The sequence below is a fragment of the Nonomuraea roseola genome (genome assembly GCF_039535395.1).
Lineage (GTDB): Bacteria > Actinomycetota > Actinomycetes > Streptosporangiales > Streptosporangiaceae > Nonomuraea > Nonomuraea roseola.
Window position 1 is genome coordinate 142,708 of record NZ_BAAAXC010000009.1, and the last position, 26,447, is coordinate 169,154.

Here is a 26,447-nt window from a genome sequence, read left to right on the forward strand (position 1 = left end):
TGTCATATCCGCGACGTGGCGGTGTCATTTGCCGAACGAGCGCCGGTAGGCGGCGGGTGTGGTGCGCAGCGCGCGGTGGAAGCGCCGGCGCAGGTTGGCCGCCGACGACAGTCCCACCCTGGTGGCGATCGTCTCGACGGGCAGGTCGGTCTCCTCCAGCAGGGCGCGCGCCGCCGCCACCCGCTGGGCGAGCAGCCACCTGCCGGGGCTGACGCCGAGCTGCTCGGCGAACCTGCGGGCGAGCGTGCGGGCCGAGACTCCCGCCCGGACGGCGAGAGCGTCGAGGTCGAGGGGCTCGTGGAGCCGTTCGGCCGCCCAGTCGAGGACGGGCGCCAGCGACTCGGAAGGTCGCTCCGTGGCGGGCGGCACCGCGTACTGCAACTGCCCGCCCTCCCTGTGCGGCGGCATGACCATGTGCCTGGCGACCTGCGCCGCGTAGGAGGCGCCGTGATCGGCGCGGACCAGGTGCAGGCACAGGTCGATGCCGGCGGCGGTGCCCGCGCTGGTGGCCAGGTCGCCCAGATCGACGTACAGGACGTCGGGGTCGACCTCGACCTCGGGAAAGCGCGTCGCCAGGTCGGCGGCCATGCGCCAGTGCGTGGTCGCCCTGCGCCCGTCGAGCAGTCCGGTCTGGGCCAGCAGGAAGGCGCCCGAGCAGATCGCGACGAGGCGGGCGCCGCGCTCGTGCACCCGCCGCAGCGCGGTGATCACCTCGGGTGAGGCGGGCTCCTCCGGCCGCTGCCAGCCGGGGATCACGACCGTGTCGGCCGCCTCCAGCGCCTCCAGCCCCTCGCCCACGGTCATGTCGTAACCGGCGAGCGTGGGCACCGAGCCCGGCCGCTCGGCGCACACCCCGAAGGCGTAGCGGGACGGCAGGCCGGGACGGCCCACCCCGAAGACCTCGGCGGCGCACGCCAGCTCGAAGGAGGACTGCGGCGGCAGGACCAGGGCGACGACGCGATGAGCGGGCATGGCAGGAAAGTACCTGACAACGTCATGCGAGACACTCGAAGCGGGAGGCCCGCCCGGCCAGGATGAAGCCATGACGGAACACGGCGACATCCAGATGCTGCAGGTCGACGAGGTGGAAGCGGTGGAGGTGGCCACCGGGATCGTCCGGAGAGGGCTGCCCGCCACCGAGTGGGCTCGCGGGTGGATGTACGACTTCGCGCCAGGGGCCGAATGGCCCGAGGTGGACGTGCACGAGGGGGAGGAGCGCTACTACGTCGTGTCGGGCGAGTTCATCGACAACGGCCGGCGGCTGGGGCCCGGCAGCTACGTGGTCTTCGCGCCAGGCAGCGCCCATCGCCCTCGGACGGAGACGGGCGCACGCATGCTCGGCATCAGCATCCTGCCCAGGTGAGGCATCTCTCCCTGGTCAGGTGAGGAATCCGCCTCTGGTCAGGTGAGGCATTCGTTTCCTGCCCCCGTGAAGGCGGGCGTCACGACAGCCGTGCGGTCAGCCCCGCCGTGCCCGCACCGCTGAGATCGGGCAGAGCCGCAGGGCGCCCGCCCACCAGCAGCAGCAGCGCCTGGATGGATCCGCGCACCACCTCTCCTTCGCCGACCGACCAGTCCACGTCGGTGGCGACCAGGCGCAGCCCCCGAAAGCGCCGCTGAGGGAAGAAGGGGAAGCCGCGGTTCCAGATGTGGTCGGCGGCGGTGCGGGCCGGTTCGAGCGGCATGACGCGCTCGATGCCCAGCGGCACGGCGATGTCCTGGCCGTGCACGAGCGCGTCGAACAGCGGGTCGAGCGGCTTGGTGGAGGGCGCGAGCCGGCGCGAGACGGCCGACGCGCGGATCTGCTCGACGATCTCGGCGGTCGGCCGCCGGGCGTGCCGTACGGCGGTGTCGTGGATCATGCGGTCGAAGCTGCCGCGCGCCCTGACCAGCTCGACGAGCGCCCGGCCGGTCGAGACGCTCGTGGCGAGCGCGAGGTGGGCGGCCACGTCGCGCACCCGCCAGCCCGCGCACAGGGAGGGTCGCTCCCAGTCGCCGGGTGACAGTGCCCCGAGCAGGTCGGCAAGGCCGCGGCGCTCGGCTTCGACGGCCGCCCAGATCTCTTCCCTGTTCATCGTGAATCTCCTTGTTAAGGTAGCCTGAATATAATGCTGCCTTAGCAATTGGAGAAGTACTTGGCCGCGACCCATCCGCCGCACATCGTGGCCCTGCTGTACGAGGCCTACCTGCGCCTGTCCGACGTCGTCTTCCAGGCGGGTAAGGCCATCGACCCGCGCATCAGGCCCGCCCACTCCGCGGTCTTCTTCCACATGGAGCACGACGGCATCCGGCTGAGCAGGCTCGCGGAGAAGGCACAGATGACACCGCAGGCGATGGGCGAGCTGGTCGACGACCTGGAGAAGCTGGGCTACCTGCGCAGGGTGCCCGACCCCGCCGACCGCAGGGCCAAGCTCATCGTCTTCACCGACCGCGGCGACGACGCGCTGAGGGCGGGGTACGCCGCGATCGACGATCTCGAACGCCGTCTCGCGGTTTTGCTGGGCGAGGACGGCCGCAGCGGACTGCACGCCGCCCTCACCCGCGTCATCACCGACTTCTGAGACTCAGACGATCACGGAACACCATGGAGAGGGCACACGGCGCCACCGGCCGGTGTGCCGTAAGCAGCCTCTAGCCGCGCCAGGACCGCGCCGTCCTCAGGGCGTAGTCGCGGAAGCCGCCGGGCTCGCGGCCGAGCGCCCTTCGCACCCCGTCGGTCGGGCCGGGGCTGTCCCCCCGTCCGATGTGCTCCAACAGCGCGACGACCCCTGCCGCGTACGCGGGCGGGTAGCCGCGCGCCACGAGCTCCTCGCGGTTGCGCTCGCCGTCGACGGCCGTGTACCTGATCGTACGGCCGGCCGCCCTCGCCACCTCGTCGACCGCCTCGCCCCAGGTGAGCGCGTCGGGCCCGGACAGCTCGTAGATCTGACCCTCGTGCTCCTTACCTGTCAGCGCGGCGACCGCGACCTCGGCGACGTCCTCCAGGTCCACGAACGGCTCGCGCCCCCCGGCGGAGGCCAGCCGTACCTCTCCCGCGTCCACCTGCTCCGCCGTACACGGTGTCGGACGCCCCCGGCGCCGAGCCGCTCGCCGTCGTCCACGACGCCGAGCGGTGCACCACCCCGGACGGACGGCTCGCGCAGGGCCTGCCGATGTGCGGGTACGAGGGCGACCTCGACGCCTCCACGGTGCTCCTCAAGGGCACCTACCAGGTACGCGGCAGCGTCTCGCGGCGGGTGCTCGACGCGCTGCCCCGGGTCGCGGTGATCCGCGGGACCCGACGGCTGCCCGGCCATGGAGATGATCGCCGGGGAGCTCCGCAGGGACAAGCCGGGCCAGCAGGCCGTCCTCGACCGGCTGCTCGACCTGCTGCTGGTCGCCAGCCTCAGGGAATGGTTCGACAGGCCCGAGTCCATCGCCCCGCCTGGTACCGGGCGCACGGCGATCCGCTGGTCGGCCCCGCCCTGCGGCTCATCCATGAGCACCCCGCCCACCCGTGGACCGTCGCGGAGCTGGCCCGCCAGGCGGGCGCGTCGCGCGCGACGTTCGCCCAGCGCTTCAACGAGCTGGTGGGCCAGCCGCCCACGGCGTACCTGACCGAATGGCGCATCTGCCAGGCGTGCGATCTGCTCACCTCCACCGACTCCACCGTGGAGGCCATCGCCCACCTGGTCGGCTACTCCGACGCGTACGCGCTGAGCGTCGCCTTCAAGCGCGTCCTCGGCGTCAGGCCGAGCGAGCACCGCGCCGCCGGCAGGCGGCACGGCCTACCCGACCGGCGGAGAGCGAGCTGACAAAGGCGACACCTCCACCCGGCGAGATGCGGAAACGGGACAGGAGGAGCGCGGGGAGAGAAGATGGGACGGCGAGCGTCGAGATCAGAGGAGCGTCGGGATGGATTCGTTCGGGCCGTACGACAGCGAGGCGCAGACCAGGCGAGAGCCGCTCGCGACCGAGATCCGCGCGCTCCACGAGTCCGGGCAGCTGAGATCGGGCGACCCCGACAGGCTCGTCGACGCCGTCCAGAAGCAGCACCTGCTCGACTTCTGCGAGCAGGCGGGCATCGACCTGGGCGTCTACGACGTGCGCGTGCTCGCCTGGCTGGCGGGGCGGGACCCGAGCGCGGTCCAGGTGGTGCTGGGCCTCATCTCGAGGGCGTACGAGGCGGGCAGGAAGGCCGACACGGTCGCGGGAGCCGCCCCATGACCTCAGGCGAAGCCGCCTGACGTGCCGTACTCCCTGATCAGCAGCCAGGTGGCGCGCGCGTTGACGGCGAAGTGCCGGTCGAAGCTCTCGACGGTGATGTCGAGCAGCCCTGAGTCGACCGACTCGCAGTGGCACATCACCAGGGCGGTGACGGGGCCGAGCAGCCGTTCGGCCTCGTCGAAGACGCCGAAGTGCCGCCCACCAGCATGAGCACATCCGGGCTTCACCCCTGTGACATGGCAGGCGCCTTTGCTCTTGGAGCGTCGCCGACCACGGTCCACCTCTTCGGCGCTCAACGGTAAACCTCGCTCTTGTTGTTGACGATCTCGTCGAGCAGGGTGGTGGCGTCGGAGTACCGCTGAGCCGTCGAGCCGTTGACCGGCAGGGCCAGGGTGGCGAAGCCGTACCGGACGGCTTCTCCGATCGTGCGCGTCCCGAGCTTGCGGGTGAGCTTGCTGTCGATCTGCGTGGAAGCGTTGATCTGCCGCGCGGCAAGGTCGAACAAGGTCGCCAGCAGCTGGAACCTGGCGGGACCCGGCTGCGGCCCGCTCGCCGAGAGCACGGCCCCGGCCTCGGAGTTGTCCAGTGCCCCGTTTCCCGAGCTGTCGAACTGCTGGTAGGTGGCCTGAACTCGGGCAAGCAACTCGGCTGTGCGTGCCTCCGGGTGGGTTTTCCAATAGCCGTGGGAGCGCGGGTCGCGGGTCGGCGTGACCTCGGTGATCGTCGTGGTGGCCGTCGCGGTCACCGGCTCGTAGGTGCAGCCGTTGGCGTTGCCGTACGTCACAGCGGCTCGGTCGGTCAGCTTGGCCCCGGCGGTGAACAGCAGGCTGGGCCTGGCCGTGAACTGCACGGACCGGTCGGCGTTCGCGGCCATTTCGCCCAGCGACCACATCAGCGTCGTTGTCCCGTCGGCGTTGCGGGCGACCCCTGTCGGACGGGGGCCTGTGCCCTGGTCGAGGGCCTGGCTGTAGTAGACCTCCTTCGGGAGCGTGTCGGTCAGGACGACACCCGTGGCCTTGCCGCCGCCGACGTTGGCGATCTTCAGATCGACCGTGATCGCCTCACCGGCGTTGACCGTGGCGGTCGCACGCTTTTCGAGGGTGAGCTTGGGCGCGTGGACCTTGGTCTCGGCGGTCGCGGTGTTGTTGGCCGTGTTGGCCTCCGCTCCGCCGGCGAGGTCCTTCGCGGTCACCTCGGCCTTGTTGGTCAGCACGGCGGCGTCCTCGGTATCACAGGGGATCACGTAGGTGAATGTCTCGGTGGTCGCACCACCCGCGCCCAACTGTCCGACCTGACGCGTCTGGGCGTCGCCGGTCGGCGGGGTGTCCTTCACCACGATCGCGGTTGCCTGGCCAGTGCCGATGTTGTCCAGTTTGACCTGGTAGGTGAGGGTGTCGCCGGGCTCGGCGTCGACCTTGTCGACAGTCTTCTTGGTGGCGATGTCGGGGTCGTAGAAGGCGAAGAAGGACATCTCTTGCCGGATCGCGGTGTCGAAGGCCAGTTCCTTCTCCACGCCGCCGCCGGCGCCCGCACAGGTGGGCGCCGCCGCAGGCCAGCTGCTGCACGCCCAGCCGAGGCGGTCCGGGGACTGCGCCCTGAACCTGATCGCGGGCCAGTCGTCGTGGTCCCTGAGAGTGGTCAGGCCGTTCTCGGCATTGATGTCCACCATCACGTTGTTCGTGTCGATGATCGGGATATTGGTGCCGATCGTGCGGTTGTCGTTCCAGTTGAGCGACCCGTTGCCGACACCCGCCCGGAGCGGACGGAATCCGCTGCCCGGGTTGGCGACGTTGTCGGTCCACCAGAACGTCCAGTCCGAGCCGTCGCTGATGCCTGCCGACTCGTTCAGCCCCCCTTCGTTCAGCTGGGGCAGCTTTCCGTTGGACAGGCCCAGGCGAACCGCGCCCACCTTCCAGTCGCGAAGCTGGTTGACCAACAGCGGCGGCGCGCTGTTGGGGATGCCGGTCTGGAAGAAGTAGTTCATGACGCTGAGGTAGTTGGGCTTGTAGTTGTCGTTGCTGTCGCCGCCGTGACGCAGAGCCAGGGCGTGGAAGAGCTCGTGCAGGATGGTCCCGGCCTGGTCCTGGTCGGTGCCGACCTTGGCGTCGACATCACCCGTTCCCGGGCTGAGCACCTGCACGTCTGTCGAATGGGCGCTGGTCGTGTCGCACCTGCGGTTGTCACCGACGTGGATCTGCGTTCCGCTGGTGACGTCGTCGCCGGCGGCGGTTGTCTGCAGGGTGTCGTCGCCGCCGTAGTCGCGGGTGAAGTCGACCACGCACATGGTCCGCCACGAGCCGAGGGTGACGATGAAGTCCTTGTTGTTGTCCCGGTTGGGCTCGCAGCACTGGCCAGAGGTGCCGGGGGCGTTCTGGAGGTCGTGGCCGAAGATCCCGTAGTGCGCGTAGCGAGCCAGCTCCGCGGGGAAGTTGGTGTTTCGTGCGTTCCGGTAGTCATTGCTGTTCAGGCTCATTTGGGCCTGTTCTGCGAGTTGCGCGCCTTGCAGGTAGATGAAGTCGATGCCGTCGCGGTGTGTCCCCGGATAAGGACAGGGGTTCGCGGCTGGGAGCGGAGCGGCATCCAGCATGTTTCTGGCGAGGGTGATCGCGCCTGGCTTGGGCTGGTGCGAGTGCCTGGTGGTGGCGTTGTTGTCGACCATGAAGTCGAGCTGCAGGATGATCGTCTTGCGGCACGGGTCGGCGCCGAGCGCGGGCAGGTCGGCGATGACACCGCCGGCCTGGTTCCTGATGCCGGACAACTCGATGAGGTCCGGGATGCCGTCGAGGTCGGTGTCGGGCATCTCGGCGGTGGCGGTGATGCCGATCCTGGTGATCCGGCCGTCGTTGTTCCTGGGAAAGCCGTGGTCGCCGTCGCCCTCGACGCAGGTCTCACCCTTGGCGGTCTGGCCGTTGGACTTGATGCAGGGGGTCCCGAAGACGATCTTGTCACCTGAGAGCGTGCCCGAGCGGACGTCGTAGACGAGGTTCAGTTCCAGGTCCTGGTCGTTGGGGCTGATGTCCATCCGGTCCTCGTTGGTGTTGAGGCCGTCATCCCAGTCCCACAACGTGACCGTGATGTCCACGGTGGGCTTGTCACCCGGGAGGTTCTCGTGGGTGAAGGTCCAGCCGTTGGGCGCTTCCGGCAGGCCGAAGGGTTCGAACTCGTCGTCCTCGATGCGGGGGCCCGTCTGCAGGGGGCCGTCGGCGATTCTGACCTTGGGGAAATAGTCGCCGTCGCCCACGCCTCCGCTGTCCGGGTCCTCGATCTGGCGGAGATACTCGATCTTGAAGGTGAGTTTGACGCCGGGGGCGGCTGCGGCTGCGGGGGTGGCAAGGGTCGGGATGGAGACCAGGAGCAGCGCCAGGATCACGGCGAATGCCAGAGATGTTCTCGATGCACGCCTGACGCGACTGCAATGCCTGAAGCCCATGGTGTCCTCCCCCTGGAGTGCTGCCAGAGGGAATCGTCCGCCATGGGCGGGGTCCGGCGCCTGAGTACCCCGTACTCAGCTCATCGGGGGCGGTGGTCGTTCGAGCGACTGACCAGCGTACGGTGGTCCGCAACTACGGCTCCCGCTAAGCATCCAGCAGGTCAGAGGGCGCGGTCTCGAAAATGATCGCGTTCGCCCGCGACCCGGCCTGCCGCAATGCCTTGAGCTCACGGTAGTCAGGCGAGTCGTACCACCGGTGCGCGGCCTGCAGATCAGGGAACTCGATCAGCACCGGATACCCCAGCATCGCCGTCCCCTCGAGCACGTCCACCTGTCCTCCGACCGCCCGGTAGGCACCGCCGAAACTCTCCACGACAGCGCGCACGCGCGAGGCGTACTCGGCCAGCTTGTCCGGGTCGGAGACCTCGATGTTGTCGAACAACGCGTATGCCGCCATGACACACTCCCCAGCTATACAATCATCCCGTTCGGGACAGTCTCGAATTTACTACCGATCGGGACAGTCCCGCAATGAGTAATCTGTTCGCCGACCCCCGCTGGGAGTCGTACGGCATGCTGCGCGAGGCCTACCTGGCCGTGACCAGGCGTATCGATGCCGACGTCAGCCCGGAGGGTGACCTCGACGCGGCGATCTCCGACATCCTGTTCCGGCTCGCCCGCACCCCGGGCCACTGCCTCCGTACGGTGGACATCACCCGCGCGCTGGCGACCAGCACCACACGCACGACCCGGTTGCTGGACGCGACGCAGGAACGGGGGCTGGTGGAACGCGGACCGCACCCCAAGGACCGGCGCGCGATCATGGTCGCCCTGACCGAGGAAGGCCTGGCGGAAGCGCACAGAAGGGGAGAGCTCGCGCTGGCCTCAGCGCAGCGCCACATCTACGACACGCTCACGGCGGACGAGGCGAGCACGATGATCGCGCTCCTGCGCAAACTCCGGGACGCCAACCAGTAGGTGGCTTGTTATGCCCCCGACGGCAGCAGGGCGGTACTTATCCGTGTTTAACCCTTACCGCTGTTGTGTGGCCTTGTTCGAACCGGCCACGACACGAGGTAGGACACATGACCTTCCACCACGCCGACCGGCGCACGTTCCTGCGAGGAGCGGCGGCCCTGGTCGCCGCCGCCGGAGCGGGTACAGCGCTGCCTTTCGCAGCGGCGGCCGACTCCGGGGACCCTGATCACCTGTTCAAGCAGGGCCGGTTCGCCGACGCCGAGCGCGGCTACCGCGACAGGCTGCGCGAGGATGCGGGAAACGCCCACGCCCACGCCCAGATCGGCTACATCGCGCTGCTGTCCAACCGGTTCGGCGCCGCCGAAGCGCACCTGTCCAAGGCCATCGCCCTTGCTCCCGGCGACATCGCCTCCACCCAGCGCCTCGCGGAGTGCTTCGTACGGCAGGACCGGCTCGCCCGCGCCGTCCCGCTGCTGCGCCGCACCGGCCGCTCGCGCGACACGGCGTTCGCCAAGGTCTACTCCCACATCGACGGCACGCCCTGGAGGGTGTCGGGCGTGCGGAGCACCCGCGTGCCCTTCCACACCCTGGATCCGGTCCCGTCCGTCGAAGCGAGCGTCAACGGCGGAAAGCCGCAGAAGTTCTACCTCGACACCTACGCGACGCTGGACCTGTCGCAGGAAGAGGCGGAACGGGCAGGACTACGCGCGCTGGCCACCGTGGAGGGCGGGGTCGTGGACGCTCATCCCGTCGTCATCTCCGTCGGCGTCCTGGACTCGTTCAGGATCGGGGACATCGAGATCCGCAACATCCCCGTGCAGTGGAACGACGCGCAAAGGCCACCTCTCCCCGACGGCTCGCAGGCGGCGGGCGCGTTCGGCACGACGATCTTCTACCACTTCCTGACCACGATGGACTACGCGGGCAAGGCCCTGCTGCTACGGCGCACGCCCGGCTCCCCGCGCGGCGAGCTCGCCCGGTTGCCGCTGTGGCTTGCTGGTGACCACTTCCCGTGCTCGCTGGGCAGCCTCGGGGAGCACGGCCCCAAGATGGTGACCGTCGACACCGGCGGCATCGGCAGCGCCGTGGACACCACGGTGGCGATCGCCGAGCAGTACGGCCTCAAGGTGGACTACGACCATCCGAGAGAGCGGTTCGGGCTCAAGACCTATCCCGTCACCGCCGACCGGATCAGCCTCGGAAGAGCGGTCAGGCGCGACGTCCACGGCATGGCGGCCGAGAAGGTCTTCCCCGGCCTGCCAGGCCCGGGCCAGTCGGCGCAGTTCGGCTTCGATCTGATCGCCAACTTCACCCACGAGTTCTTCAAGCCATACGCCGTCACCTTCGACTACGAACGCATGCGCATGTCCATCAGCCGCTCGTCGTAGCCACCGTGACCGCGACGTCAGAGGGCTTGACCTGCGCCTGCCTCAGCCCGGACGCGGTTGGCACGAAACCCGCGATAAAAAGTGTTCCGGCCACTGTTGGATGGAGCGCGGCGTCGCCAGACTGCTTTCCATGACCGACGCACCCACCGGCCGTAGGGCCGCCTTCCATATCCTCGCCACCGGCTACACCACCTCCACGGGGCCCGGCGTGGCCGCGACCGTGTCCTACGTCACCGAGGGCGACCTCAGGATCGTGGTGGACCCCGGCATGGTCGCGAGCCAGTCGGTGATCGTCGACGCGCTCGCCGACCTCGGCCTCAAGACGGACGACATCACCGACGTGGTGCTCAGCCACCACCACCCCGACAACATCCTCAACGTCGGCCTGTTCGGCCAGGCACGGATCCACGACCACAAGGCGATCTACCGTGGCCACGACTGGACGAGCAGGGACGCCGAGGGGTACGAGTTCTCCCCGTCGCTCAGGCTGATCGCCACCCCCGGCCACAGCGCCGAGGACATCACCCTGCTGGCCGGCACCGCCGAGGGCGTCGTGGCCTTCGCCGGTGACCTGTGGTGGCGGGCCGACGGCCCCGCCGACGACCCGGTCACCATCGACCGCGCCCTCCTGCGGGCCAGCAGGGAGCGCGTGCTGGCCGTCGCCGACGTCATCGTCCCCGGCCACGGCGCGCCCTTCACCCCGACGGCGACCACTCCCCGCTGACGACGCGACCGTGGTCCGGGCCGCTTGTGGGCCGTTCGAGCGGCGGGGCAGCTGATGAGCCGGGCCTGCGGCGGGAACGACTACCACGGCTACCAGTCGAAGAGGTGGCGCAGGGTGAGGCGGAAGGCGTGCTCGGCGCGGGCAGGGGAGCCGTCGCCGGTGGCGCGGTAGGGCGGCTCAGTCCCTGCCCTGCCAGGTCGTCACGCACGCCTCGTTGCCCTCCGCGTCCGCCAGCACCCAGAAGGCAGGCGCCGCGGTGTCGGACAGCAGCACCCCGCCGGCGGCCAGCGCGGCCCCGATGCGTCGGGCGGCCTCGTCGTGCGGGACGGAGATGTCGAAATGGATCCGGTTGCGCTGCGGTCGCGCCGCGTCCATCTGCTGGAACCAGATCGCCGGCCCCTGAGCGGCGGGATCGACGAGCGGATCATCTGGGCCGTGCGCCTCCGCCTCGTCGCCGTATCCCATCACCGCCTTCCAGAACGGACGGATCGCGGCGATGTCGAGCGCGTCGATCGCGATCTCGACCATCTGGACCGACCGAGGCCCCTGGCCGCCGGTCCCGGGGTCCGTGCGCAGCCCGAGCTCGCTCACGGCCGCGGTGACGCGATGGGCGAGCTCGAGCTCGAGCGCGGTCACCCAGCCGGTGGCGAGCGACTGCAGGGTGAGGATCACCTGGTCCTTCCGGACGTCCAGCGAGAGGCTCGCCTCGCCCTCTTCGCCGGCCGCGGCCACCGCGCGCGCGGCGACCTCGGCCGCCTGTGCGAGCGAGGTGACGGGCACGGAGGTGCGCACGACCCCGAGGACGAAGCGCCACCCCAGGCCGTCGACGGCGTCGGAGATCTCCTTGCGGCTCAATCTCTTCTGGTTCACCCCGACATGATCGCAGAAGCCATCTCCTGATCCGAGGGACCCACGTCCAGAACCACGGCCATGGCGGCCTACCGCGCCCGGTTCAGGAGCACAGGCGAAGGCTGCCCGTCCTGACCTGCCCTCGACAGGCGATCTCCAAAAACTAACCACGTGGTAGATTTTGCGCGTCATACTGTGAGACAGAAGGGCAGGCGGGATGGAACGCTCATTCCCGAAGGGGTTCCTGTGGGGAGCGGCGGGAAGCGCTCACCAGACCGAGGGCAACAACGTCGCCAGCGACCTGTGGGCTCTGGAGAACCGTCCCGGCACGTTCTTCGCCGACCGCAGCGGGGACGCCTGTGACAGCTACCACCGCTGGCCCGAGGACCTCGACATCGTGCGGGAGCTGGGCCTCAACTCCTACAGGTTCAGCCTCGAGTGGGCGCGGATCGAGCCGGCGGAGGGGCGTTTCTCGAACGCGGCGCTGGCGCACTACCGCCGGGTGATCGAGGGCTGTCTGGAGCGCGGCCTCACTCCGGTGGTCACGCTGCACCATTTCACCAGCCCGCTGTGGTTCCAGCAGGACGGCGGCTGGCTGTCGGGCGAGGCGGTGGGACGCTTCCGCCGCTACGTGCGCGCGGTGCTGCCGATCCTCGGCGGCGTCGAGTGGGTGTGCACCATCAACGAGCCGAACCTGCTGGCGATGATGGCGAACCTGATGAGGGACAAGGAGCGCACCGAGGGCGTCGCCGGCGCCATGCCGCCGCCCGACCAGCGGACGGCCGACGCTCTGGCCGCCGCCCACCTGGCCGCCCGCGAGGAGCTAGCGGGGCTGAGGTCGGGCTGGACGATCGCCAGCCAGAACTTCGAGGCGGCCGACGGAGCCGTCGCCGAACGCGACGCGTGGGCCCGGCCTCGCGAGGACCAGTTCCTGGAGGTGGCCAAGGACGACGACTTCGTCGGCGTTCAGGCCTACACCAGGGTCATCGTCGGCAAGGACGGCGCGCTGCCCGTGCCGGACGAGGCCCGCCGTACGCTCACGGGCTGGGAGTTCCACCCCGCGGCGCTGGGCGACGCCGTGCGCTACACCGCGGCCAGGCTGCCAGGCGTGCCGATCCTCGTGACGGAGAACGGCATCGCCACGGCGCGCGACGCCGAACGCGTCGAGTACACCCGCGGCGCCCTGGCCGGGCTGCACGAGGCGATGGCCGGGGGCGCCGACGTGCGCGGCTACCTGCACTGGTCGCTGCTGGACAACTACGAGTGGGGCTCCTACGAGCCCACCTTCGGGCTGGTGTCGGTGGACAGGGAGACCTTCCAGCGCACGCTCAAGCCGAGCGCGCGCTGGCTGGGCGAGATCGCCCGCTCGGGACGGCTGGACTAACCGTCCCCGCGGACGGCGGCGACGAGCCCGTCCACCACCTCGGAGGTGAGGCCGATCCCGAAGGTGGCGAACTTGGCCAGCGGGATGCCCATCGCCAGCCTGAGCAGGGCGGGATCGGTGCGGTCGAGGCCGGGCGCGCCCTGGAGCAGCTGCTTCAGCGCCCGGCTGCCCTCGGGGTGGGCCAGCCATTCGCCCAGCGTCGACATGCGGTCCAGCGGGGCCGCGTAGCCGTCGCCCCTGCTGGTCAGCTCGGCGCGCAGGCGGATGTCGCGCGAGGAGGCGCCGACCTCCACCGTGAAGGCGCCCGCGTCGATCCGCCACCCCTTGCGGCTGACCGACCACTGGGCGATGTCCCTGCCGGCGAGGGCGAAGCGGACCCGCTCGCTGTCTCCGGGCTCAAGCCCCACCTTGGCGAAGCCGCGCAGCTCGTGACGCGGGCGCGAGGGGCGCTCCTCGTCGAAGGCCACGTAGAGCTGGACGACCTCGTGCGCGAAGCGCTCGCCCGCGTTGGTGACGGTGACCTCGACGCTCCACTCGTCGCCGCCCGTCTCTCGGGCGTCGAGGTCGGAGTAGGTGAAACGCGAGTAGGTCAGCCCGTGGCCGAAGGGGTAGGCGACGTCGGCGTCCAGCGTGTCGTAGTGCCGGTAGCCGACGTAGCGGCCCTCGCCGTAACGGACGTGCCCGTCGCCGCCGGGGTAGTGCAGGTGCGAGGGGACGTCGGTGAGGCGGTTGGGAATCGTCTCGGTGAGACGCCCTGACGGGCTGTGCGCCCCCGTCAGCAGGTCGGCGAGGGCCGAGCCGCCCGCCTGGCCGAGCAGCCAGCCCTCCAGGATCGCCGAGGCGTGCTCCTGCCACTCGGCCACCGAGACGACGCCGCCGTTGGCCAGCACGACCACGATCTTCGGGCAGACCTCGGCCACCTCCCGCAGGAGAGCGACCTGGACGGCGGGCAGCTCGATGGTGGTGCGGTCGAAGCCCTCCGACTCGGCGGCCTCGGGCAGGCCGAGGAAGACCAGCGTCACGTCGGCCTCGGACGCGGCTGCCACCGCCTCGCGCGAGAGGCCGGCATCGGGCTGCCCGTCCAGCCGGTATCCCGCCGCGAAGGCCGGCCGTCCCAGCGCCTCCCACGCGTTGTCCAGGCGCGTGGGCACCACGTGCGAGCTGCCGCCGCCCTGGTAGCGCGGGGTGCGGGCGAGCTCTCCCACGACGGCGACCCGCTGACCCTGCCGCAGGGGCAGCACGTCGCCGTCGTTCTTCAGCAGGACGGCCGAGGCCCGAGCCGCTTCGCGGGCGAGCTCGTGGTGGGCGTCGAGGTCCCATCCTTCGAACGAGGCTCTGCCCTCGCCACGCCGTACGAGCTCGAGCAGGCGGCTCGCGGCCAGGTCGAGCACCGCCTCGGGCAGGCGGCCCGAGCGCACCGCCTCGACGATCTCCTCGTCGGTCCCCGTCGGGGGCATCTCCAGGTCCAGGCCCGCCTCGAGCGCCGCGACGCGGTCGTTGACCGCGCCCCAGTCCGACATCACCAGCCCGTCGAAGCCCCACTCCTCGCGCAGCACCTCGGTCAGCAGCCACCGGTTCTGGCTCGCGTGCACCCCGTTGATGCGGTTGTAGGAGCACATCACCGTGTACGGCTTGGCCTCGCGCACGATCCGCTCGAAGGCGGGCAGGTAGATCTCCCGCAAGGTCTGCTCGTCGACGTCCGCGCTGACGCGCATGCGGTCGGTCTCCTGGTTGTTGACCGCGAAGTGCTTGACGCACGCCCCGACGCCCAGGCTCTGGATGCCGGTGACGACGGCCGCGCCCATCACGCCGGTGAGGTGAGGGTCCTCGGAGAAGTACTCGAAGTTGCGTCCGCACAGCGGCGAGCGCTTGATGTTCACGCCGGGACCGAGCACGACGTCCACCCCGAGCGCGCACGCCTCGCGGGCCAGCGCCTCGCCCACCCGGTGGGCGAGGTGGGCGTCCCACGAGGAGCCGAGCGCGACGGCCGGAGGGAAACAGGTGGCGGGCACGCTGTCACCGAGCCCGAGGGCGTCGCCCTGCTCGGCCTGGCGGCGCAGCCCGTGCGGTCCGTCGGACAGGGTGAGGGCGGGCACCGCCTCGCCGATGGGCGTGGTGTGCCAGGTGTCGCTCCCCGAGGTGAGCGAGGCCTTCTCCTCAAGGGTGAGGTCGGTCATCCGGTTCCAATTCCAATCCGAGCTGGGTGAGGAAGGCGACGACGGAGGCCCGCATGTCGACCTGCTCAGGATCCAGCAGCCACTGGGTCTGCAGGCCGTCCACCAGGGCGAGGAGCTGCTGGGCGACGGCGTCGGGGTCGTGCTTGATCGGCGGCGTGGCGCGGTCGAACAGGACGGACATCAGCCATGCCGTCCGCTTGCGCAGGCGCCGGTAACGCTGGACGAAGTAGTCGTGCGCGGGATGGGCGGGGTCACTCGCCTCGCCCGAGACCTTCACGAACAGGCCGACCAGACCTGGTGTCCCCATGTTCAGGGTGATCTGGTCGAGGTGGCGTGAGAGGAGCTCCTCGGGCGCGAGGTCGGAGTCCGACGACAGCGCCTGCTCCGCGGCGACCTGCTCGCGGCGGGCGAGCACCTGGATGAGCAGGTCGTCCTTGCCGGGGAAGTGGTGGAGCAGCCCCGCATGGGTCATGCCCGCGTGCGCGGCGATGTCGCGCAGGGAGACGGCGTAGAAGCCCGAGCGCGAGAACAGCTCCATGGCTGAGTCGAGGATGCGTGAGCGGGTGCGCTCGCCCTTGGTCCCTTGACGGGGAATCGGTGCGTTCACCGACCAGCCTTTCTGCGATCCGAATGCCTGATGAGGGCGAGACTAGCGCGGCTCACACTAAATCTACCACATGGTTAGTTTTGCATGTATGCTCGCCGAAAATCCGAGACGGAGTGAGCGTCATGAAGAGATCCCCCGCGCTAATCGCCCTCCTTACCGCGGCCACCGTGCTCGCGGGCTGCTCGGGCGCCGACGGCCAGGCGCCGGGCGAGGGTTCGAGGACCCTGACCATCGCGACGATGACCCTGCCGCAGAGCCTCGACCCCAACGACGCCAACGGCAGCGCCATGCCGTTCTTCCAGGCCGTCTACGACACTCTCGTGAAGCGCGAGCCCGACGGGCGCTACAGCCCGATGCTCGCCTCGGAGTGGAAGTACAGCGACGACCAGACCGAACTCGCCCTCACCCTGCGCTCCGACGTCAAGTTCGACGACGGCACCCCCTTCAACGCGCAGGCCGTGAAGGCGAACATGGAGCGCTTCCGCAAGGGCGGCGGCGCCCAGGCCAAGACGCTCAACGACGTCAAGACCATCGAGGTGGTCGACGACACGCACGTGACGCTTCGGCTCTCCCAGCCCAACTCCGCGATGCTCTACTACCTGAGCGACGCGGCGGGCCTGATGGCCAACCCCGCGGACTTCACCAAGGGCGAGGCGCTGAAGACCAAGCCCAACGGCACAGGACCCTACGAGCTGGACCCGAGCCAGACCGTCATCGGGACCAAGTGGGTGTTCAACCGCGCGGCCGGCTACTGGGGCGGCAAGCTGCCCTATGACACGCTCGCCATCAGCTACTTCGACAACGAGACCGCGATCGTGAACGGCGTCAAGACCGGGCAGGTCAACGTCGCCCTCATCCAGGAGGCCGACCAGCAGATCAGCGTCGAGGGCCACCCGAACGTCAAGACGACCAAGCAGGACTTCGACTTCCAGGGCATCCTGCTCTTCGACAGGGCCGGCGCGGTCACCCCCGAACTGCGCGACCCCCGCGTGCGACAGGCGCTCAACCACGCCATCGACCGCCAGACGATGCTGGCCAAGATCCGCCAGGGCCGCGGAACGGTCACCAGCCAGGTCTTCGGGCCCACCACCGCCGCCTACAGGCCCGAACTCGACACCTACTACACCTACGACCAGAACAGGGCGCGCGAGCTGCTCAAGGAGGCGGGCCACGCCGACGGCTTCACCCTCAAGCTGCCGCGCATCCCCGCGATCGTCTCCGAGGCGCTGGCCGCCTCGCTGCAGACCGACCTCGCCGCCGTCGGCGTGAAACTGGTCTGGGACGACGTCGACCAGGGCTCGGCCGTCCAGCGCATCTTCAGGGACCGCGCCTTCTCCGGCATGGTCATGAACATGGGCCAGGCCTCGACCGACTGGGTCGTCGTCGGTGAACTGGTGCTGCCCGGCGCGTTCAACATGTTCGGCTACACCGACGCCACCGTGAAGGGCCTGCTGCCCAAGATCCAGAGCAAGCCGGCAGCCGAGGCGAAGGCGGACCTCCAGGCGCTCAACGAGCACCTGGTCAAGGACGGCTGGTTCCTGCCCTTCTACCGGATGACCTACCTGCACGTCTCCGACGGCAGCGTGAGCATCACCCCCCAGGACGGCATGGCCGTGCCCTCCATCTACAACTACGCGCCCGCCGCCTGATCATGCTGAGCTTCATCCTTCGCAGGATCGCGGCGGGGGTGGCCCTGCTGTTCGTGATCTCCCTGCTCTCCTACACCCTGCTGTCGATCCCTCACATCGACGTGGGCCGGCAGCTGCTCGGCCAGGGCGCGGCCCAGGACCTCGTCGACGCCAAGAACGCGGCGCTCGGCCTGGACCGCCCCGCCCTGGTGCAGTACCTGGACTGGCTGGGCGCCGCCGTGCGAGGCGACTTCGGCACGTCCTGGTTCACCAGCGAGAACGTGCTGAGGGCGATCGCCAACCGGCTGCCCGTCACCCTCAGCCTGATGATCGGCGTCACTCTCGTCACCGCCGTGCTGTCGTTCCTGCTCGGCGTGTGGGCGGGCGTGCGGCGCGGCGCGGTCGACAGGTTCGTGCAGGTCTTCGCCGTGCTCGGCTACGCCCTGCCCGGCTTCCTCGTCACGCTGGTCATCGTCCTGGTCTTCGCCGTACGGCTGAACTGGTTCCCCGCCATCGGTTACGTGGGGCCGAGCCAGTCCTTCACCGGCTGGCTCTCCACCGTGACGCTGCCCGTCATCTCGCTGTCGATCGGCTCCATCGCCGGAGTCGCGCAGCAGGTCAGAGGGTCGGTGATCGACGTCATGCGACAGGACTACGTGCGCACCCTGCGCGCGAGGGGCCTGCCGCCTTGGCGGATCGTCTTCGTCCACGTCGTCCGCAACGCCTCGGCCCCCGCGTTGGCCGTGCTCGGCATGCAGTTCGTCGGCCTGCTGGGCGGCGCCGTCCTCGTGGAGCAGATCTTCGGGCTGCCCGGCGTCGGCAGCATGACCGTCACCTACACCACCCGGGGCGACGTCCCGATCATCATGGCGCTGGTCATGTTCACCGTGATCGGCGTGATCCTGATCAACCTGGTCGTGGACGTCCTGATCGGCTGGCTCAATCCGAAGGCGAGGATCGCATGAGGCTGCTCAGGCACCCGCTGGGGCTGATCTCGGCGCTCCTGCTGGCCGCGGTGGTGCTGGCCGTGCTGCTGGCCCCCGTGCTCAGCCCGCAGCCGCCTGGCCTGTCGAGCCTGCGGCTCGCCTTCGAGGGCCCCGCCGCGGGACATCCGCTCGGCTTCGACTCCGCGGGCCGCGACATCCTGGCCAGACTCCTGTACGGCGGGCGCAACACGCTCGGCGGCGCGGTGATCGCCCTCGCGGTGGCCCTGGTGCTGGGTGTGCCGAGCGGCCTGCTCGCGGGATACTACGGCGGCTGGTTCGACTCGGCGGCCAGCTGGGTCGTCAACCTGGTGATGGCGCTGCCCGCTATGGTGGTGCTGCTGGCCTCGCGCGCCATCCTGGGCTCCACCGTGTGGGTCCTCATGGTCGTCCTCGGCTTCCTCGTGGCGCCCAGCTTCTTCAGGCTCGTGCGCGGCATCGTCGCCAACGTGCGCAGGGAGCTCTACGTCGACGCCGCCAAGGTCTCGGGCCTCAGCGACACGCGCATCGTCTCCCGCCACGTCCTCATCGTCGTGCGCGCCCCGATCATCATCCAGGTGGCGCTCGTCGCGGGGATCGCCATCAGCCTGCAGGCGGGTCTCGAGTTCCTCGGCATCGGCAGCGGCGACTCCCCGACCTGGGGCGCCATGCTCAACGAGGCGTTCAAGAACATCCAGCGCGCCCCGCTGCTGATGCTGTGGCCCGGTCTCGCGCTCGGTCTGACCAGCGGCGCGCTGGTCCTGCTGGCCGCCGCCCTCCGCGACGTGCTCGAAGACCGCGGCACGGCGCCCGCGGCGTCACGCACCGCCCCCGCCGCCACCGCCGCCCCCGCCGTCTGGGACGTCCCCGCCGTCCCCGAAGTCGCCGACGTCCGCGCGACGGCGCAAACGGCGGCGGCGGAGGCGGGGGAGCGCGCCCACCTGCTGTCCGTACGCGATCTGGCCGTCGCCTATCCGGGGACCGGCGAGGTGGTGCGCGGCGTCGACCTCGACGTGCGCGCGGGAGAGATCGTCGGCCTGGTCGGAGAGTCCGGCTCGGGCAAGACGCAGACCGCCTTCTCCATCCTCGGCATCCTGCCCGAGAAGGGTCGCGTCTCCCGCGGCAGCATCACCATCGAGGGCCAGGAGATCGTCGGCCTGCCCGAACGCGCGCACCGCGCGCTGAGAGGCACGCTCGTCGCGTACGTTCCGCAGGAACCGATGAGCAACCTCGACCCCGCCTTCACGATCGGCAGCCAGCTCGTCGAGCCCATCCGCTACAAGCTCGGCCTGCGCAGGGCGGAGGCGACCAGGCGGGCCCTCGACCTGCTGCGCCTGGTCGAGATCACCGACCCCAGGCGGACCTTCGACTCCTACCCGCACGAGATCTCGGGCGGCATGGCGCAGCGCGTCCTCATCGCGGGGGCCATGTCCTGCGAGCCGAAGCTCCTCATCGCCGACGAGCCCACCACCGCGCTCGACGTCAGGGTCCAGGCGGAGGTCCTCGGCCTGCTGCGCAGGCTGCAGCGCGACAACGACCTCGGAGTCCTGCTGGTCACCCACAACCTCGGCGTGGTCGCCGACCTGTGCGACAGGGTGGCGGTGATGCGGGAGGGCCGCATCGTCGAGCGCGGCACGGCCGAGCAGGTCCTGAGCACGCCGAGGGACCCCTACACGCGCGAACTCCTCAGCGCGGTCCTGCCACTGGAGGTCAATTGAACGCCCTGCTCACGGTCGAGGACCTGCGGGTCTCCTTTCCAGGGAAGGGGTGGGGCGCCCCTCGGGTCGAGGTGCTGCGAGGGGTGAGCCTGGACATCGCTCCCGGCGAGACCCTCGGACTGGTCGGAGAGTCCGGGTCGGGCAAGACCACGATCGGCAGGGCGATCCTCGGGCTGGTGCCCGTCCAGTCGGGCGCCATCACCTTCGGCGGCGAGCGCCTCGACCGGGTCAAGGCCAGGCGCAGGCGCGAGCTCGGCCGCGATCTCCAGGTCATCTTCCAGGACCCCTACACCTCGCTGAACCCGTCGAGGACGATCGGCGACACGCTCTCGGAGCCGCTCCTCGGACAGGGGATCGGCTCGCGCGAGGCCCGGCTGAGGGTCGGCAGGCTGCTCGACAGGGTGCACCTGCCCGCCGACGCCGCCCTTCGACTGCCGAGGGAGTTCTCCGGCGGGCAGCGCCAGCGGGTGGCGATCGCCCGCGCGCTGGCGATCGACCCCAAGCTGATCGTGTGCGACGAACCGGTCTCGGCGCTCGACCTCACCACCCAGAAGACCGTCCTGGACCTCCTGCTGGAGATCCAGGAGCAGACGGGGGTCGCCTACCTGTTCGTCTCCCACGACCTGGCCGTGGTGCGCTTCGTGAGCCACCGCGTCGCGGTCATCCACCGCGGCGAGATCGTGGAGAGCGGCCAGACGGCCACCGTCACCGCCCAGCCTCGACACCCCTACACCAGGGGGCTGCTGCTGGCGGCTCCGGTGGCCGACGTCGCCGAACAGCGCGCCCGCCGTCAGGCCTTCGAGCTGGAGTACGGCGGGGCGAACAGGCCCGCCGAGCGGTAGTAGCCCTCCCAGCCCAGCCGATCCCACCACGGACCGTGGGCGCTCACCCTGTCCCGGTAGTCCGCCCACTCCGTGGCCTGGGGCGTCCACGCCTTCTCCGCGATGCCCGGCAGTCTCGGCAGCAGCAGGAACGCCAGGTCGTCGAAGGAGGTGACGCTCTCGCACCAGATCGCCGCCTCCACCCCCGCCAGCCGCGCCCCCGCGGGGATCTCGGCCAGCTCGGACGGCCGCCAGCCGAACAGCTCCTCGCAGGTGCGCGGCGTGTAGGAGGCCATGCCCACCCTGGTGCGGCGCTCGTTCTGACCGGCTCGCGTGGACTCCTCGGCGTAGCGGCGGTCGAGATAGAACACGCTGCTCGGTGAGGCGAGCACGTACGCGCCGGCGGCGACGGCCTGAGGGGTGTCACGTGTGGCGTGCTCGAAGGAGCCGGCCACGATGTCGATGAGCGGGTGGTACTCGGCGGGAGCGCTCTTCCTGGCGGCCTCGGGGTCGAACGCGTCGCCTTCGCCGACCCAGCACTGCGCCACGTCCTCGGGCTGAAGGGCGAGGGAGCGGGCCGCCTCCTGCCAGGCGACCACCCGCTTGCCCGTGGCCCTGGCCAGCTCGAGCGACCTGGCGACGAACTGCGCGTACAGCTCGGGCGGCATCCCGAACGCCTCGTCGCCGCCGATGTGCAGGAACGGGCCAGGGGTGAGCGCGGCCACCTGGCCGAGCACGTCGGCCACGAAGCCGTACGTCGCCTCGGCCCTGGGGTCGAGGTGGCGCAGCAGCGGGTGCGCGGGCTCGTCGGCGCCCGCCAGTTCGGGGTAGGCGCGCACGGCCGCCTGGGTGTGACCGGGCATGTCGATCTCGGGCACCACGGTGACGAAGCGCGCCGCGGCGTAGGCGACGATCTCGCGAAAGTCGTCGCGGGTGTAGAACTGCCTGCCCTCGCCGTTGCGCGAGCCCTCGTCGCCCGGCCAGTTGCGCGGGTCCGTCAGCTCGGGCCTGCCGGAGATCTCCAGCCGCCAAGCCTGGCTGTCGGTGAGGTGGAGGTGCAGCACGTTGAACTTGTACAGCGCCAGCAGATCGACGACCTTCTTGACCTGGTCGACGGGGAAGAACCTGCGCACCACGTCAAGGGACAGCCCGCGCCAGCGCAGGGCAGGCCCGTCGAGGACGCGCACGCCGGGGGCCACGAGCCCCGGCTCCTTCCGCGTCAGCAACTGCGCGAAGGTCGTCGCGCCGCGGAACAGCCCCTCGGCCGAGGAGGCCGTCACCGTGGCCGACCTCTCGCCGATCGTCAGCTCGTAGCACTCGCGCGTCTCGGCCTCCTGGTCCAGCGGGTCGAGGCCGCCGGGCATGACCAGGCCCTCGACGCCCCGGTCCTCGCGGTCGAGGACGAGGAGCAGGTCGGCCTCGCCGGCGACCTGGACCGTCGGCTTCACGTCGTGCAGCAGGGCGAGCAGCCCGGCCACGACCTCACCGAGCTCGAGCAGGTCGCCGGAGGACACTCCGACGCGCGGCCGGCCTTCCATCCGGAGAGGGGCCGCTACGGGGGTGATCCGCTGCGGGTAGGGGACGAGCGGAGGGGTCGGCGACATGGCGCTCCCTGCGTGACGAAATGAGCTGACCTCCATTTCCTACCACATGGTAAGTTTTGGCATCACGTCAGGGCGTAGATGCGCAGCCAGTCGACCTCCATCCACGCCTCGCCGTCGCTGCCCTCGCCGGGGAACCAGTCGAGCTGCAGGCAGGCCGACATCGGCGTCGTGACGGCGATGTCGGACCTGAACCACTCCTGGCCGTCGATGTAGCCGACCACGCCCTCGGGAGAGGTCTCCACCGCGTAGGTGTGCCAGGTGGTCATGTCCAGGCTCGCGTGCGCCTCCTGCCTGCCCTGCGGCGAGTGCATGAAGAAGTTCGGCCGCTGCCGTTCTGGGTCGTCGATCACTTCCAGGAAGTCGATCTCCTCACCGCCGTTCGGCTTCACCCCTCCGCCGCCGCCCGCCGGCCACAGCAGCGCGACGGGATGGTAGGAACCCGCGCCCGGATACAGGCGGATGCGCGTCTCCCACCGCCCGTACTGCTGCGTGTACCTGGCGGCCAGGCCGGCGGTGGTGCCGTCGGGGGTGCCGTACAGGAACAGGGCGCCGTCGCCGAGGAAGAGCTGGCCCGGTGAGCGGCGGCCGTTGCCGGCGTGGCCGGGCGAGTCGTAGACGGCCCACTCGTTCGGATCGAGGAAGTCGTCGAACTCCGCGCACCACACGGGCTGGCCCCACCCGCGCTGGTCGTCGAGTTGCGCGCACGGCGCGGCCGTCGCGACGCCGACGAAGCCGGGCGTGCTGGAGCACAGCACCGCCACCAGCCCGACGACGGCGATACGCGAACGCGTTCTGGACATCATGGGGCACCCCCCTCTGCCCTGGCACAACCGGCCGCGGGCCCGAATACCCAGCACATCGTAGGCATGAGCCCTGCCTGAACGGGGCTGGTCGCCTGCGACGCGCCGGTGCCGGTCTGCGACTGAGCGGCGGGGGCTGCTGCGGGGGTGTCTGCGGGGGTGCCGGCGGGGGCCGCCGACGGAGGGGCCGCGAACGGCTGGGCGGGGGCGGGCGGGACGAAGGCCCACCTGGGCTGCGCCACCGAGGAGGAGGTTCCCCAGCACGTGGCGCTGTTCATGGTGAGGCAGGAGTTCCCCGTGGAGGAGGCGTAGGGCGCGGCGAGCGCGGGCAGCGGCAGAACGGTCCTGGTGCCGAGGGCGTTGAGCGGGTTGAGCGCGAGCACACGGGCGTCGGAGGTGTCCTTGCCCTGTCCCGAGCCGGAGGCGGGCCCGCTGTCGAGCGCGGTCACGCCGGGATCGGCGTTCACGGGTGCGGACGGCGGCAGCGACGGTTCCCGCGCGGGAACCGTCGCCTGGGCGGGCGCGGGCGCCGCGGTAGGCACAGCGGTGGGCACAGTGGCGGGCGCTTCGGTGGGCACGTCGGCGGGCCGCCTGGCGGGCGCCGTGGGAGGCACGACGGGGGGCGGTGTGGCGGGAACCGATGCCCTGGTGGGCGTTGACGCCTTGGCGGGCTCGGGAGCCCTGGCGGGTGCGGACGGCTTGGCGGGCTGGGGAACGGCCGGTGGCTGCTTGACGGCGGCGGTCGGCCTGGCGCTCGGCTGAGCGGTGCTCCTGGGCGCGGGAGGGCTGGCGGGCGTGCTCTTGGGCGCCGCGCTGGCGGTGGGGGCGGGTTTGGCGGGGGCGCCGGCCGTCGGGCTGCTCTTGGGCGTGCTCCTGCCCTTGGGGATGACGATCTTGATGGGCTTGAGTTTGGGGATCTCCAGCTTCGCGGCGTGCGAGGCGGTCGGCTTCTCGCTGGGCTTCGGCTCCTCCGAGGGCACCGGCTTCGGCTCGGGCTCGGGCTTGGGCGCGGGCCTCGCGCTCGCCGGAGGCTTCTTGCTCGCGGGCGGCTGCGAAGGGCTCTTCTTCGGGGAGGCGGTGGCCTCGGGGGTGCTGGAGGCGGAGGTGGTGGGCGCGGGCTCCTTGGGGGCGGGCTCTTTCGGCGCAGGGTCCTCGTCCGTCGGAGCCGTGGTGGGTTCCGTCGTCGGTTCCGTCGTCGGCTCGGGAGCGGGCTCGGCGGTCGGCTCCTCCGTGGGCTGCGGTTCCTGTGTCGGCTCGGGAGCCGGCCCGGGGGCGGGTTCGTGTTCTGCGACAGGACCCCCCTCGGGTAAGGAGGGCTCGACGTCGGCATGGGAGATCCACGGCTGGGCGAGCGCGCCTCCGCCCACCACGGACACGCATGCCAGCAGCAGGCCCGAGGCAAGGGAGAGGGGCCGGGAGGGACGGCGTGGGGTCATGAGGTGGTGTCTCCTGGACTTCACTCGGCGGGATCGGTGTGGGCGATGGGCCGCCAGCCGGCCGCGGTGAACTGGGGGGTGCCCGGAGCGGCCGCGGGTGGCGCGGCGACGGGCCTGGTGTCGGGGGTGTTGACCCAGTCCCCGCCGCGCAGGGTGGGGTGCCAGGTCATGAGCAGGTTCATGGCGTAGGGACTGGAGTACAGCGGGCCGGCGTCGCCCTTGGTCGCCGACACCTGGACGAGGACGGAGACGAGGATCTGGTCCTTCGCCCGCTCCTGCCAGCGGATGCCTATCGTGCTCGACCTCATGGCCGCGCCGGCGGGCAGGGAGCCCTCCTCGGGCAGGCCGAGCGTGCGCCGCCAGCCCTTGGTCGCGCTGACGGCGCCCTCACGGGCCGCCGCCCGCTGCTCGGGCGCCGCGTACAGCTCGGCGGCGGCCATCGCCTGGACGTCGTCGAGCGTCCACGCGGCCTCCAGGGTCGCGGCGGCGGCCGAGGCGGCGCCCAGCTCGGTGTGCGGAAAGCCGACGGGGAAGCCCGCCTCGCCGTGATGCCCCGAGGGCTCGGCGAGCGTGACGGGCCCGGCGTCCGAGCCTGGTCGCAGGATCCAGGCGGCGACGGCGACCGCGAGCACCGCGACCACCACGATCGCCACGCGGCGCAGGCGGTGGCGGCGCCGTACCGGGCCGAGGTCCCAGCGCAGGGCCGGGTCCTCCATCACAGGCGACACTAGTGACCCCGATCGGAGCGCAGGCTGAAAGCCTGCCCCGCCGCGGCGGCGAGGCGCAGGTACGCGCCCGCGGTGGTGGGCCGCAGCCGCAGCAGGTCCACCTCGGCGCCCTCCTTCAGATGCGGGTCGTACGGCACGCGGATCACGGTCCTGCACCTGGCGCTGAAGTGCTGCTCCAGCAGGTCCACGTCGACGTCGCAGCGCTCCTCGACGGCGTTCAGCACCACGATGGCGTTCTTCACCAGGTCGGCGTGGCCGTGCGCGGTGAGCCAGTCGAGCGTGGCGGCGGCCGAGTTGGCGCCGTCCACCGCGACCAGGCTGACCAGCACGATCTGGTCGGCCATGTCCAGCGTCGCGCCCATGGCGCCGTGCAGCAGCCCGGTGCCGCAGTCGGTGATGCAGATGGAGTAGTAGCGCTCGATCAGCCCTGCCACGGTGCGGTAGTCGTCGGCGGCGAACGCCTCGCTCACGGCGGGGTCGGTGTCGGAGGCGAGCACCTCCAGACGCGCGGGCGACTGGGAGGTGAAGGCGCGGGCGTCGGCGTACCTGACGATGTGCTCGGCCTCGGCCAGCAGCGTGCGGATCGTCGCGGCGGTCTCAGACTTGACCTTCAGGCCCAGCGTCCCCCTGTCGGGGTTGGCGTCGATGGCGATGACCCTGTCGCCCCTCAACGAGGCGAGCGTGTTGCCGAGCGCCGCCGTGGTGGTGGTCTTGCCCACGCCGCCCTTCAGGCTCATGACCGCGATCCTGTGATGGCCGCTGGCCACGGGCGTCTGCGCCTGGGCGATCAACTTGCGCCGCTCCACCTCGGCCGACGACTCGGGGGGCAGGTACCTGTGGCCCGACAGCTGCCAGACCAGGCGCCGCCATCCGGAGGAGGGCTCGGGCCGCCTGTTGGTCAGCAGGCGCTCGGCGGTGAGCGGGATGGACTGGTCGAACTGCTCGGGCGAGGTCGCCGGCTTCTGCAGCCTGGAAGGGGTCTCCGTCATGGCAAGGGGTCCTTTCAC

25 protein-coding genes and 1 pseudogene are annotated in these 26,447 nt (G+C 70.7%); 12 read left to right on the forward strand and 14 right to left on the reverse strand.

Translation table 11 applies throughout. The annotated features are described in order from the left end of the window. Positions 1-24 precede the first annotated feature (24 nt). Positions 25-972: a helix-turn-helix domain-containing protein gene (locus tag ABFX55_RS10065; protein WP_346119813.1), complete on the reverse strand. Its 948-nt coding sequence runs from the start codon at positions 970-972 to the stop codon at positions 25-27. Positions 973-1,042: 70 nt separating this feature from the next. Here ABFX55_RS10065 and ABFX55_RS10070 point away from each other — a divergent pair, with 70 nt between their 5' ends. Beyond that, positions 1,043-1,363 carry a cupin domain-containing protein gene (locus tag ABFX55_RS10070; protein WP_346119815.1) on the forward strand — a complete coding sequence of 107 codons (321 nt, stop codon included), beginning with the start codon at positions 1,043-1,045 and terminating at the stop codon, positions 1,361-1,363. A 79-nt stretch (positions 1,364-1,442) separates the two neighbouring features. Here the strand turns inward: ABFX55_RS10070 and ABFX55_RS10075 are convergent, their stop codons facing one another. Continuing rightward, a complete protein-coding gene (locus ABFX55_RS10075) occupies positions 1,443-2,075 on the reverse strand; it encodes a maleylpyruvate isomerase family mycothiol-dependent enzyme (protein ID WP_346119817.1) in 633 nt (210 codons plus the stop codon). 48 nt (positions 2,076-2,123) lie between these two features. Here ABFX55_RS10075 and ABFX55_RS10080 point away from each other — a divergent pair, with 48 nt between their 5' ends. Next, positions 2,124-2,561, forward strand: coding sequence for a MarR family winged helix-turn-helix transcriptional regulator (locus tag ABFX55_RS10080; protein ID WP_346119818.1), 438 nt, complete (start codon positions 2,124-2,126; stop codon positions 2,559-2,561). A gap of 70 nt (positions 2,562-2,631) precedes the next feature. Here the strand turns inward: ABFX55_RS10080 and ABFX55_RS10085 are convergent, their stop codons facing one another. After that, positions 2,632-3,042 (reverse strand): Rossmann-fold NAD(P)-binding domain-containing protein, encoded by a 411-nt coding sequence (locus tag ABFX55_RS10085; RefSeq protein ID WP_346119820.1) that lies wholly within the window; start codon positions 3,040-3,042, stop codon positions 2,632-2,634. A 17-nt stretch (positions 3,043-3,059) separates the two neighbouring features. On the opposite strand from ABFX55_RS10085, the gene ABFX55_RS10090 reads away from it, so the two are divergent. Together ABFX55_RS10090 and ABFX55_RS10095 are read left to right on the forward strand one after the other, a co-directional pair. Continuing rightward, positions 3,060-3,794: a helix-turn-helix domain-containing protein gene (locus tag ABFX55_RS10090; RefSeq protein WP_346119822.1), complete on the forward strand. Its 735-nt coding sequence runs from the start codon at positions 3,060-3,062 to the stop codon at positions 3,792-3,794. A gap of 100 nt (positions 3,795-3,894) precedes the next feature. Then, positions 3,895-4,206 carry a hypothetical protein gene (locus tag ABFX55_RS10095; protein WP_346119823.1) on the forward strand — a complete coding sequence of 104 codons (312 nt, stop codon included), beginning with the start codon at positions 3,895-3,897 and terminating at the stop codon, positions 4,204-4,206. 23 nt (positions 4,207-4,229) lie between these two features. Here ABFX55_RS10095 and ABFX55_RS10100 read toward each other — a convergent pair. From ABFX55_RS10100 to ABFX55_RS10110, 3 genes and pseudogenes are all read right to left on the reverse strand, one after another. Further along, positions 4,230-4,391 (reverse strand): annotated as a pseudogene (locus ABFX55_RS10100) (SDR family oxidoreductase); the annotation flags it as partial. A gap of 107 nt (positions 4,392-4,498) precedes the next feature. Continuing rightward, positions 4,499-7,576: a CARDB domain-containing protein gene (locus ABFX55_RS10105; RefSeq protein ID WP_346119825.1), complete on the reverse strand. Its 3,078-nt coding sequence runs from the start codon at positions 7,574-7,576 to the stop codon at positions 4,499-4,501. Between the two features lie 205 nt (positions 7,577-7,781). After that, complete coding sequence (locus tag ABFX55_RS10110; protein ID WP_346119827.1) at positions 7,782-8,093, reverse strand: DUF1330 domain-containing protein; 312 nt, start codon at positions 8,091-8,093, stop codon at positions 7,782-7,784. A 74-nt stretch (positions 8,094-8,167) separates the two neighbouring features. On the opposite strand from ABFX55_RS10110, the gene ABFX55_RS10115 reads away from it, so the two are divergent. The 3 genes from ABFX55_RS10115 to ABFX55_RS10125 all read left to right on the forward strand — a co-directional run bounded on the left by ABFX55_RS10115 (position 8,168) and on the right by ABFX55_RS10125 (position 10,726). After that, positions 8,168-8,614: a MarR family winged helix-turn-helix transcriptional regulator gene (locus tag ABFX55_RS10115; RefSeq protein ID WP_346119829.1), complete on the forward strand. Its 447-nt coding sequence runs from the start codon at positions 8,168-8,170 to the stop codon at positions 8,612-8,614. Positions 8,615-8,721: 107 nt separating this feature from the next. Further along, positions 8,722-10,002: an aspartyl protease family protein gene (locus ABFX55_RS10120; protein ID WP_346119831.1), complete on the forward strand. Its 1,281-nt coding sequence runs from the start codon at positions 8,722-8,724 to the stop codon at positions 10,000-10,002. A 130-nt stretch (positions 10,003-10,132) separates the two neighbouring features. After that, positions 10,133-10,726, forward strand: a complete 594-nt coding sequence (locus ABFX55_RS10125) for an MBL fold metallo-hydrolase (protein ID WP_346119833.1) — start codon at positions 10,133-10,135, stop codon at positions 10,724-10,726. A 177-nt stretch (positions 10,727-10,903) separates the two neighbouring features. Here the strand turns inward: ABFX55_RS10125 and ABFX55_RS10130 are convergent, their stop codons facing one another. After that, positions 10,904-11,596, reverse strand: a complete 693-nt coding sequence (locus ABFX55_RS10130) for a VOC family protein (RefSeq protein ID WP_346119835.1) — start codon at positions 11,594-11,596, stop codon at positions 10,904-10,906. Between the two features lie 196 nt (positions 11,597-11,792). Here ABFX55_RS10130 and ABFX55_RS10135 point away from each other — a divergent pair, with 196 nt between their 5' ends. Then, entirely contained in the window at positions 11,793-12,959 is a 1,167-nt protein-coding gene (locus ABFX55_RS10135; RefSeq protein ID WP_346119837.1) for a glycoside hydrolase family 1 protein, read from the forward strand. On the opposite strand, the gene ABFX55_RS10140 is transcribed toward ABFX55_RS10135, so the two are convergent. Further along, entirely contained in the window at positions 12,956-15,136 is a 2,181-nt protein-coding gene (locus tag ABFX55_RS10140) for a glycoside hydrolase family 3 C-terminal domain-containing protein (RefSeq protein ID WP_346119838.1), read from the reverse strand. The two genes, ABFX55_RS10135 and ABFX55_RS10140, sit on opposite strands and share 4 nt — an antisense overlap. Further along, positions 15,117-15,743 carry a TetR/AcrR family transcriptional regulator gene (locus ABFX55_RS10145; protein ID WP_312895291.1) on the reverse strand — a complete coding sequence of 209 codons (627 nt, stop codon included), beginning with the start codon at positions 15,741-15,743 and terminating at the stop codon, positions 15,117-15,119. Before ABFX55_RS10145 ends, ABFX55_RS10140 begins: the two co-directional genes overlap by 20 nt. 122 nt (positions 15,744-15,865) lie before the next feature. On the opposite strand from ABFX55_RS10145, the gene ABFX55_RS10150 reads away from it, so the two are divergent. The 4 genes from ABFX55_RS10150 to ABFX55_RS10165 are packed head-to-tail and all read left to right on the forward strand — an operon-like array spanning position 15,866 to position 20,893. Further along, entirely contained in the window at positions 15,866-17,392 is a 1,527-nt protein-coding gene (locus ABFX55_RS10150; RefSeq protein ID WP_346119840.1) for an ABC transporter substrate-binding protein, read from the forward strand. A 2-nt stretch (positions 17,393-17,394) separates the two neighbouring features. Continuing rightward, on the forward strand, positions 17,395-18,336 hold the full coding sequence (locus ABFX55_RS10155; protein WP_346119842.1) for an ABC transporter permease: 942 nt from the start codon (positions 17,395-17,397) through the stop codon (positions 18,334-18,336). Further along, a complete protein-coding gene (locus ABFX55_RS10160; protein ID WP_346119844.1) occupies positions 18,333-20,051 on the forward strand; it encodes a dipeptide/oligopeptide/nickel ABC transporter permease/ATP-binding protein in 1,719 nt (572 codons plus the stop codon). The genes ABFX55_RS10155 and ABFX55_RS10160 overlap by 4 nt, the downstream gene beginning before the upstream one ends. Further along, the gene (locus tag ABFX55_RS10165; RefSeq protein ID WP_346119846.1) at positions 20,048-20,893 is read left to right on the forward strand and encodes an ATP-binding cassette domain-containing protein; all 846 of its coding nucleotides are present in this window, start codon (positions 20,048-20,050) and stop codon (positions 20,891-20,893) included. Before ABFX55_RS10160 ends, ABFX55_RS10165 begins: the two co-directional genes overlap by 4 nt. Here the strand turns inward: ABFX55_RS10165 and ABFX55_RS10170 are convergent. From ABFX55_RS10170 to ABFX55_RS10190, 5 genes are all read right to left on the reverse strand, one after another. Further along, positions 20,842-22,476, reverse strand: a complete 1,635-nt coding sequence (locus ABFX55_RS10170) for a family 20 glycosylhydrolase (RefSeq protein ID WP_346119848.1) — start codon at positions 22,474-22,476, stop codon at positions 20,842-20,844. The two genes, ABFX55_RS10165 and ABFX55_RS10170, sit on opposite strands and share 52 nt — an antisense overlap. 62 nt (positions 22,477-22,538) lie before the next feature. Then, positions 22,539-23,279 carry a glycoside hydrolase family 16 protein gene (locus ABFX55_RS10175; RefSeq protein ID WP_346119850.1) on the reverse strand — a complete coding sequence of 247 codons (741 nt, stop codon included), beginning with the start codon at positions 23,277-23,279 and terminating at the stop codon, positions 22,539-22,541. Then, complete coding sequence (locus tag ABFX55_RS10180; RefSeq protein WP_346119851.1) at positions 23,276-24,712, reverse strand: hypothetical protein; 1,437 nt, start codon at positions 24,710-24,712, stop codon at positions 23,276-23,278. Before ABFX55_RS10180 ends, ABFX55_RS10175 begins: the two co-directional genes overlap by 4 nt. A gap of 20 nt (positions 24,713-24,732) precedes the next feature. Further along, complete coding sequence (locus ABFX55_RS10185; RefSeq protein WP_346119853.1) at positions 24,733-25,428, reverse strand: hypothetical protein; 696 nt, start codon at positions 25,426-25,428, stop codon at positions 24,733-24,735. An 11-nt stretch (positions 25,429-25,439) separates the two neighbouring features. Beyond that, the gene (locus ABFX55_RS10190; RefSeq protein ID WP_183641902.1) at positions 25,440-26,429 is read right to left on the reverse strand and encodes a MinD/ParA family ATP-binding protein; all 990 of its coding nucleotides are present in this window, start codon (positions 26,427-26,429) and stop codon (positions 25,440-25,442) included. Positions 26,430-26,447 lie beyond the last annotated feature (18 nt).